Raw genomic sequence first — 8,082 nt, 5'->3', positions numbered from 1 at the left:
GTTCCGGGACGGTCGGCGGGCCGCGCCTGGTCCGGCCGGCCAGCCGGACCAGGCATACCGCTTCCGCGGAACCACACAACAATACCAAAACTCAAACAGACAATTCCGGGGGGCGCCGCAGGCGCGAACCCGGAACCCACGACCGGGTGAACGGCCAACAACCGCGCATCGAGCGTCTCACCCAGTCGTGGGTTCCGGGCTCGCGCCTGCAGCGCGCCCCGGAATGACAATCGTGGTTCTCCGCCGGCAACGACAGAACGCCTCAAGCCTCGTCCTTGCGCTCCATCCACTTGATCAGCGGCAGCAGCGGCAGCACCCAGGCGAGGCCGAGCGCGATATAGGCGATGGTCTGCACCGGCTTCGACGCCTCGGTGATCCGTCCCTGCGCCAGCGCCATCGCGACGAGCGCGTAGACGCAGACGAAGACGAGGATCAGCACGGTCCCGATCAGCTTGCGGTTGCGTTGTTTCATCGGGCTCTCTTGGTCGCTGCGGCAATGCGGGCGTTGTCGCGCCGAAGCGAGGGGTCTATGTCACCGGCGAGCGCGCTTGTGAAGCGATGCGCGCCCGAAGATCCCCGCCTGCGACCGAAAGTCCGCCCGTGACCCTCGCCCTCGACCAGACACGCGCCGAAGCCAAGGCCGATCATGCCGGCATCCGCCGCTGGCTCTGGATCGTGGCCGCGCTCGTCTTTCTGATGGTCGTGGTCGGCGGCGCGACCCGTCTCACCGGCTCCGGCCTCTCGATCACCGAATGGAAGCCGATCACCGGCGCCTTGCCGCCGCTTTCGGCCGATGCCTGGGCCGAGGAATTCGGCAAGTACCGGGCGAGCCCGCAATACCAGCTCCTCAACGAGGGCATGAGCCTCGGCGAATTCCAGTTCATCTACTGGTGGGAATGGGGCCATCGCCAGCTCGGCCGCTTCATCGGGTTGATCTATCTCGCGGGCTTCCTCGTCGTCGCCTTGCGCCGTCTGCTGCCGGCCCGGCAGGTCGTGACGCTGTTCGGCATGGGGCTGCTGCTCGGCCTGCAGGGCGCGATCGGCTGGATCATGGTGGCATCCGGCCTCCAGCCCGGCATGATCGCGGTCGCGCCGGTCAAGCTGACGCTGCATCTCACCTTCGCCGGTCTGTTCTTCGCCTCGGTCGTGGCCTTCGCGACGGCGTTGACGCCCTTGCGCCGGGTCGAGCCGCCGCGGGGCAGGGCGAGCGCATGGCTGCTCCTGCTCCTGCTCTTCGTGCAGGTCGCGCTCGGCGGGCTCGTCGCCGGCTCGAAGGCTGGCTTCACCTTCAACACCTGGCCATTGATGGACGGCGCGCTGGTGCCGCCGGGGTCCCAGCTCTTCGCCCAGACGCCGTTCTGGGAGAACTTCGTCGATAATGTCGCGCTGGTGCAGTTCAACCACCGGCTCGGTGCCTACGTCCTCTTCGCCGTCGCGCTCTGGAACGTGCTGAGGCTGCGCCGGGCGGCGCCGGGATCGGGCAGCGCCAAGCGCTCGACCGCGATCGCCGGGCTCGTGCTGGCGCAATCGGCGCTCGGCATCGTGACGCTGCTGCTGGTCGTGCCGCTCTGGGCTGGGCTTGCCCATCAGGCGCTCGGCTTCGCCGTGCTGGCGATGGGTGTGGTGCACGTCACCCGCACCGAACAGGCGGCGCGCCCATAAGGAGCGTCACCCCAGCATCTCTCAAAGAAAAAGGCGCCGTTTCCGGCGCCTTTCTCATGTCAGCAGCGATGCTCCTGATCAGGCCAGCGCCTGATCCAGATCGGCGATCAGATCCTCGACATCCTCAAGCCCGATCGAGAGACGCACCACCTGAGGCCCGGCGCCAGATGCGATCTTCTGCTCGTCGGTGAGCTGGCGATGGGTGGTCGAGGCCGGATGGATCACCAGCGAGCGGGTGTCGCCGATATTGGCGAGATGCGAGAACAGCTTGAGGTTGGAGACCAGCTTGACGCCGGCGTCGTAGCCGCCCTTGAGCCCGAAGGTGAAGACCGCGCCCGCGCCCTTCGGCGTATAGCGCTTGGCGAGCTCCTGATACTTGTCGCCGGGCAGGCCGGGATAGCTGACCCACTCGACCGCCGGATGCTTCTGAAGATGCTCGGCGACCTTCTGCGTCGAGTCGCAGTGCCTCTGCATGCGCAGGGGCAAGGTCTCGATGCCGGTCAGCAGCATGAAGGCGTTGAAGGGCGACAGCGCCGGGCCGAGATCGCGCAGGCCGAGCACGCGGGTCGCGATGGCGAAGGCGAAATTGCCGAAGGTCTCGCCCAGCACCATGCCGTTATATTCCGGCCGCGGCTTGGAGAGCATCGGATAGCGGTCGTCGCCGACCCAGTTGAACGAGCCGCCATCGACGATCAGGCCGCCGATCGAATTGCCGTGGCCGCCCAGGAACTTGGTGGCCGAATGCACGACGATGTCCGCGCCGTGCTCGAACGGGCGCAGCAGATAGGGCGAGGCCATCGTGTTGTCGACGATGAGCGGGATGTTGTGCTTCTTGGCGATGGCGCTGATCGCGGCGATGTCGACGATGACGCCGCCGGGATTGGCGATGGACTCGATGAAGATCGCCTTGGTCTTCGGCGTCACGGCGGCGGCGAAGCCCTCGACATCGTCCGGATCGGCCCAGATCACGTTCCAGCCGAAGCTCTTGTAGGAATGGTTGAACTGGTTGATCGAGCCGCCATAGAGCTTGCGCGCCGCGACGAACTCGTCGCCCGGCTGCAGCAGCGCATGGAAGCACAGAAATTCGGCCGCATGGCCGGACGCGACGGCGAGCGCCGCGGTGCCGCCCTCCAGCGCCGCGACACGCTCTTCCAGAACCGCGTTCGTGGGGTTGCCGATGCGGGTATAGATGTTGCCGAAGGCCTGCAGCCCGAACAGCGAGGCGGCATGGTCGACATCGTCGAAGACGAAGGAGGTCGTCTGGTAGATCGGCGTGGCGCGTGCGCCCGTCGCCGCGTCAGGGGCCGCTCCGGCATGGATGGCGAGTGTGCTGAAACCCGGTGCGCGGTCGGTCATGGCTGCTCCCTGACAATCTGACGTCGAAAACGGATCGTTCGATTTAACGAACGGTTGGCGAAGCGTCAATTCGGGAGGTGGCAGGCCGCGTCAGGTCCCCGGCCGATGGATCGTCAGCTTCTGGAAGCCCTTGCCGGCGAGCACCGGCTTCTTGGCCGAGAGGATGCGCGAATTGATGCCCTGCCAGCCGATCTCGCCGGAAAGGCGGCCATATTCGATCTTCGGGCAGCGGTTCATGATGACGGTGACGCCCTTCGCTTCGGCCCGTGCCGCGGCCTCGTCGTTGCGCACCGACAGCTGCATCCAGATCACCTTCGGCAGCGGGTCGAGCGCCAGCGCCTCGTCGGTGATCGGGCCGGCCGCTTCCGAATTGCGGAAGATCTCGACCATGTCGACCGGGCCGGGGATGTCCTTGAGCGCGGCATAGACCGTCTTGCCGAGGATCGTCTGGCCTGCGAGGCCGGGATTGACGGGGATGACGTCATAGCCGCGGTCGATCAGGTATTTCGTCACGATCCAGCTCGGCCGCGCCTCGTCGGCGGAGGCGCCGACCAGCGCGATCCGCTTCACGGATTTCAGGATGTCGCGGATCAGGCTGTCGGGATAGGCGTCGTGGGTCATGAGGCAGTCCGCATAAGGAAGGGCGCGGGGAACCCCTCTCCCAGAGGGAGAGGGGCAGGGGTGAGGGGAAGGCCGCTGGACGTTTGAGCGTTACCCGACCGCTGCTGCGGTGAGGTGGAGGCTTCGCTGGTCCAGGGGCCTACACCTCACCCCTGCCCCTCTCCTTACAGGAGAGGGGTTCCCCGCGCATGTCCGTCGATGGTGCGACTATTCTCCCCACACCGGCGCACGCTTTTCCACGAAGGCGCCGATGCCTTCCTCGGCGTCGCGCGCGAGCATGTTCTCGACCATCACCGCCGAGGCATGGTCATAGGCCGCCTTCAGCCCCATCTCGCGCTGCTCGTAGAAGGCGCGCTTGCCGACCTTGATTGTCGCCGGCGATTTCGAGGCGATGATGCCGGCAAGCCGCCGCGCCTCAGCCAGCGCATCGCCGGCGGGCACGACACGATTGATGAGGCCCATGCGGGCTGCCTCCGTCGCCGGCACCATCTCGCCGAGCAGCAGCATCTCGAGCGCATGCTTGGCCGAGAGATTGCGCGAGAGCGCGACCATCGGCGTGGAGCAGAACAGCCCGATATGGACGCCCGGCGTGCAGAAGCGCGCGGCCTCGCCCGCGACCGCAAGGTCGCAGCTCGCGACGAGCTGGCAGCCCGCGGCCGTCGCCGTGCCCTCGACCGCTGCGATCACCGGCTGGGGCAGGGCGGTGATCTGCTGCATCATGGCCGAGCAGCGCCCGAGGATATCCGTGAAGTAAGCCCGGCCCCGATCGGCATCGGCGCGATGGGCGGTCATTTCCTTGAGGTCGTGCCCGGCGCTGAACACCGGCCCGGCGGCGGTGAGGATCACGGCCTTGACCGCGCGATCGGCCGCGATGGCTGTGAGGGTCTCGCTCAATGCCGCCAGCATCGCTTCGCTCAGCGGGTTGCGCATTTGGGGGCGGTTCAACGTCAGCGTCGCGATGCCCCCGGCATCCTCGCGTAGCAGCACGGGCGCGGCTTCCGGCTTGTGATGGGCGTTCATGGCGCTTCCCTTCCGCATTTCCGCCTATTGTCGGAGGCGGCCGGCCATGCTGCAAGGGGATAAGCCCCGTTCCAGCCTGTGGTTTTCCGCATGACGACCCGCATGAGCGCCTCCGAGATCGATGCCTATCTCGACGAGGTCTTCCCGCAGCTCCACCACGGCGGACGCACCTATTTCATCGAGGATGTCGGGCCGATGACGGCCCGGATGCGCTGCGATTACCATGAGAAGCACCTGCGCCCGGGCGGCACGATCTCCGGGCCGACCATGATGGCGCTGGCCGATCTCGCGCTCTATGCGGCGATCCTGGCCCAGATCGGGCCGGTCGGCCTCGCGGTGACGACGAGTCTCAACTTCAACTTCCTGCGCAAGCCCGGCCAGGCGGCGCTGATCGGCGAGGCCAGGCTGCTCAAGCTCGGCAAGCGGCTCGCGGTCGGCGAGGTCTGCCTCTACTCCCAAGGCGAGCCGGACATGGTCTGCCACGCGACCGGGACCTATTCGATCCCCGTGCGCTGATAGCGGTTCAAGCAGGCCGAGACGCTACTTCTTCGCTGGAATTGGATCGAGCCCGGTCTTGCGGATCGTCTCCGCCGCATCCGTGCCGCCGAGGCAGGCGATCAGCGCCTTCGCGGCTTCAGTCTCCTTGGCGCCGGCTGCGAGCCCGGCCGAGAACACTGTCACGCGCTGGACCTCCTCGGGCAGCGTGCCGACGAAATCCAGCCCCGCGATCGGGATGAGCTCGCTGACCTGCTGGAAGCCGAGTTCCGCCTCGCCCCGCGCCACGATGGTGCCGACGCGCTCGCTCAAGATTTTCTTGGACTTCGCCATGACCTGGCCGCTCGGATCGAGCTTCGGGAAGAGCTCCTCGGAGAGATAGGTACCGCTGGCGCTCGCCGAATAGGCGATCGATTTCGCCTCCATCAGCGTCTTCTTCAGCGCCTCGACCGTGGAGATGTCGGGCTTCGGCGCCCCCGCCTTGACCGAGAGCCCGATCGCCGAGCGCGCGAGATCGGTGCGCGTGCCGGCCATGCCCTTGCCGTCCTTGACCAGCTTGTCGAAGGCATCGCCCGCCAGGATGATCACATCGGCCGGCTCGCCGCGCGCCAGACGGTTGGGAATCGCATCCGGCGCCGCGCCCATCGAGGCGCCATAGGCACTCGTGACCTTCTGGCCGATCTTCACTTCGCAGGCCGGGACCAGCTCCTTGTAGGCTGCGGTGAAGCCGCCCGAGCTGATGACATTGACCTCGGCGAAGGCGGGTAGGGCGCCGAGAAACAGGCCCGCGGCGATGAAGGCGATGCGTTTTTGTGTCATGGCGTATCCTCCTGAGCCGGGATGCTGCGGCAGGCGGCCACATGGCGCAAGAGAAGATGACGGTATCCTGATACCTTTCCATTCATCGCTATGAGAAAATTGCATTTTTCCGGGTTTCGCGTTTTCGGGAATGCTTGACAGTCGGGTTCCTTGCCCCTATCCCGACGCCACACCGCCGCCGGGCTCTCCGGCGGCTTGTCCTTTTTTACGCAACCGAAGGGTACCGCGATGAAGACCACCGTCTCGCTCAAGCCCGCCGATGTCGAAAAGAAGTGGGTTGTGATCGACGCCTCCGGGCTCGTCGTCGGCCGTCTCGCCTCCGTCGTGGCGATGCGTCTGCGCGGCAAGCACAAGGCCGCCTACACCCCCCACGTCGACTGCGGCGACAATGTCATCGTCATCAACGCCGACAAGGTCTCCCTGACCGGCCGCAAGCGTGACCAGAAGGTGTACTACCACCACACTGGCTTCCCGGGCGGCATCAAGGAGCGTTCGGCCAAGTTCATCCTGGAAGGCCGCTTCCCTGAGCGTGTCGTCGAGAAGGCTGTCGAGCGCATGCTGCCGCGCGGCCCGCTCTTCCGCCAGATCCTCGGCAACCTGCGCGTCTACAAGGGCGCGGAGCATCCGCACGCTGCCCAGTCGCCGGAGGCGCTCGACGTCGCCGCGCTCAACAGCAAGAACAAGAGGGTCTGACCGTGGCTGAAGTTCTGCAGTCTCTCTCCCAGCTTGGCGACGTCGCCAAGCCCGCCCAGCCGGAAGCTCCGGTCCACGTCAAGAAGGTCGACGCCCAGGGCCGCGCCTATGCCACCGGCAAGCGCAAGAACGCCATCGCCCGCGTCTGGATCAAGCCGGGTTCCGGCAAGGTCACCGTCAACGGCCGCGACCAGGAGATCTACTTCGCTCGCCCGGTGCTGCGCCTCGTGCTCAAGCAGCCGCTGCAGCTGGTCGATCGCCTGACCCAGTACGACGTCATCGTCTCGGTCAAGGGCGGCGGTCTCTCCGGCCAGGCCGGTGCGGTTCGCCACGGCATCTCCAAGGCGCTGACCCACTATGAGCCGGAGCTTCGCGGCCCGCTCAAGAAGGAAGGCTTCCTGACCCGCGACTCGCGTGTCGTCGAGCGTAAGAAGTTCGGTAAGGCCAAGGCCCGCCGCAGCTTCCAGTTCTCGAAGCGCTGATCGTTTCCGGGATTACCGGTATGCGGAAGGGCGGCTCGCAAGAGCCGCCCTTTTCGTATTGGCTGGCGCTCCGCGCCATTCTCAGCAGGAGCCTGTCATGACCCGCCCCGTTCTTCTCGTCACCGGCGGCAGCCGTGGCATCGGCGCCGCGACCTGCGTTATGGCGGCCGGGCGCGGCTACGATGTCGCTGTGAACTACCAGAGCAACGCAAGGGCTGCCGCCGAGGTCGTCGCGGCCTGCGTGGGGAAGGGCGTGAAGGCCGTCGCGCTTCAGGGCGACATGGCTGATGAAGCCGATATCGTCCGCGTCTTCGCGGAGGCGAAGGCGGCGCTGGGACCGCTGACCCATGTCGTCAACAATGCCGGCATCACCGGCAAGTCGGGGCCGCTCGTCGATACAGATGCCGCGATCATCCGCGAATGCATCGACGTCAACGTCACCGGCGCGATCCTCGTCGCGCGCGAGGCTGCCCGTGCTCTCATCGCCAGCGAGCGAGTGGAGGGCAGGGCGCTCGTCAACATCTCCTCCGTGGCGGCGGAGCTGGGCTCTCCCGGTGAGTATGTCTGGTACGCGGCTTCGAAGGGCGCGGTCGATTCCCTCACCATCGGGCTGGCCAAGGAACTGGCTGGCCATGGCATCCGCGTGAACGCCGTGGCGCCGGGCATCACCGAGACCGAGATTCATGCGCTTTCGACCGGCGAGGCCGGCCGCGTCGCCCGGCTCGCGCCGCTGATCCCGCTGAAGCGCGCCGCGACGGCCGACGAGATCGCGGAGGCGGTGCTGTTCCTGCTCTCGGAAGCGTCGAGCTACACGACCGGCATCATCCTGAAGGTCGGTGGCGGGCGGTAGCTCCAGTTTTGCTATCCTCACCGTGCTGTCATCCCGGACAAGCCGCGAAGCGGCGCCGATCCGGGATCCATGCCTGAACCCTCA

At 66.6% G+C, this 8,082-nt stretch carries 10 protein-coding genes; 5 read left to right on the top strand and 5 right to left on the bottom strand.

Annotated features, from left to right (window positions below; genetic code table 11):
• Positions 1 to 262: 262 nt before the first annotated feature.
• On the bottom strand, positions 263 to 472 hold the full coding sequence (locus tag WFK61_RS17565; RefSeq protein WP_336813364.1) for a DUF2842 domain-containing protein: 210 nt from the start codon (positions 470 to 472) through the stop codon (positions 263 to 265).
• An 86-nt stretch (positions 473 to 558) separates the two neighbouring features.
• Here WFK61_RS17565 and WFK61_RS17560 point away from each other — a divergent pair, with 86 nt between their 5' ends.
• Positions 559 to 1,662, top strand: a complete 1,104-nt coding sequence (locus WFK61_RS17560; protein WP_442896321.1) for a COX15/CtaA family protein — start codon at positions 559 to 561, stop codon at positions 1,660 to 1,662.
• Between the two features lie 78 nt (positions 1,663 to 1,740).
• Here WFK61_RS17560 and WFK61_RS17555 read toward each other — a convergent pair whose 3' ends face one another.
• The 3 genes from WFK61_RS17555 to WFK61_RS17545 form a co-directional block, all read right to left on the bottom strand.
• The gene (locus WFK61_RS17555; protein ID WP_336813362.1) at positions 1,741 to 3,018 is read right to left on the bottom strand and encodes an O-acetylhomoserine aminocarboxypropyltransferase; all 1,278 of its coding nucleotides are present in this window, start codon (positions 3,016 to 3,018) and stop codon (positions 1,741 to 1,743) included.
• 90 nt (positions 3,019 to 3,108) lie between these two features.
• On the bottom strand, positions 3,109 to 3,639 hold the full coding sequence (locus WFK61_RS17550; RefSeq protein WP_336813361.1) for a CoA-binding protein: 531 nt from the start codon (positions 3,637 to 3,639) through the stop codon (positions 3,109 to 3,111).
• A 207-nt stretch (positions 3,640 to 3,846) separates the two neighbouring features.
• Positions 3,847 to 4,659, bottom strand: coding sequence for an enoyl-CoA hydratase (locus WFK61_RS17545; RefSeq protein WP_336813360.1), 813 nt, complete (start codon positions 4,657 to 4,659; stop codon positions 3,847 to 3,849).
• Between the two features lie 90 nt (positions 4,660 to 4,749).
• On the opposite strand from WFK61_RS17545, the gene WFK61_RS17540 reads away from it, so the two are divergent.
• Positions 4,750 to 5,175, top strand: coding sequence for a PaaI family thioesterase (locus tag WFK61_RS17540; protein WP_336813359.1), 426 nt, complete (start codon positions 4,750 to 4,752; stop codon positions 5,173 to 5,175).
• A gap of 24 nt (positions 5,176 to 5,199) precedes the next feature.
• Here WFK61_RS17540 and WFK61_RS17535 read toward each other — a convergent pair whose 3' ends face one another.
• The gene (locus tag WFK61_RS17535; RefSeq protein WP_336813358.1) at positions 5,200 to 5,973 is read right to left on the bottom strand and encodes a substrate-binding domain-containing protein; all 774 of its coding nucleotides are present in this window, start codon (positions 5,971 to 5,973) and stop codon (positions 5,200 to 5,202) included.
• 228 nt (positions 5,974 to 6,201) lie between these two features.
• Between WFK61_RS17535 and rplM the strand changes: the two genes are divergently transcribed.
• The 3 genes from rplM to WFK61_RS17520 all read left to right on the top strand — a co-directional run bounded on the left by rplM (position 6,202) and on the right by WFK61_RS17520 (position 7,998).
• Positions 6,202 to 6,666 (top strand): 50S ribosomal protein L13, encoded by a 465-nt coding sequence (gene rplM, locus WFK61_RS17530; protein WP_257731664.1) that lies wholly within the window; start codon positions 6,202 to 6,204, stop codon positions 6,664 to 6,666.
• Between the two features lie 2 nt (positions 6,667 to 6,668).
• Entirely contained in the window at positions 6,669 to 7,148 is a 480-nt protein-coding gene (gene rpsI, locus WFK61_RS17525; RefSeq protein ID WP_306225572.1) for a 30S ribosomal protein S9, read from the top strand.
• Between the two features lie 97 nt (positions 7,149 to 7,245).
• Entirely contained in the window at positions 7,246 to 7,998 is a 753-nt protein-coding gene (locus WFK61_RS17520) for an SDR family oxidoreductase (RefSeq protein ID WP_336813357.1), read from the top strand.
• The last annotated feature ends 84 nt before the right edge of the window (positions 7,999 to 8,082 follow it).

The sequence above is a fragment of the Allobosea sp. MMO-172 genome (assembly GCF_037147855.1).
In the GTDB taxonomy this organism is placed as follows: domain Bacteria; phylum Pseudomonadota; class Alphaproteobacteria; order Rhizobiales; family Beijerinckiaceae; genus Allobosea.
Note: the sequence above shows the minus strand (reverse complement) of the source record. Positions and strands in the feature narration are given on the sequence as shown.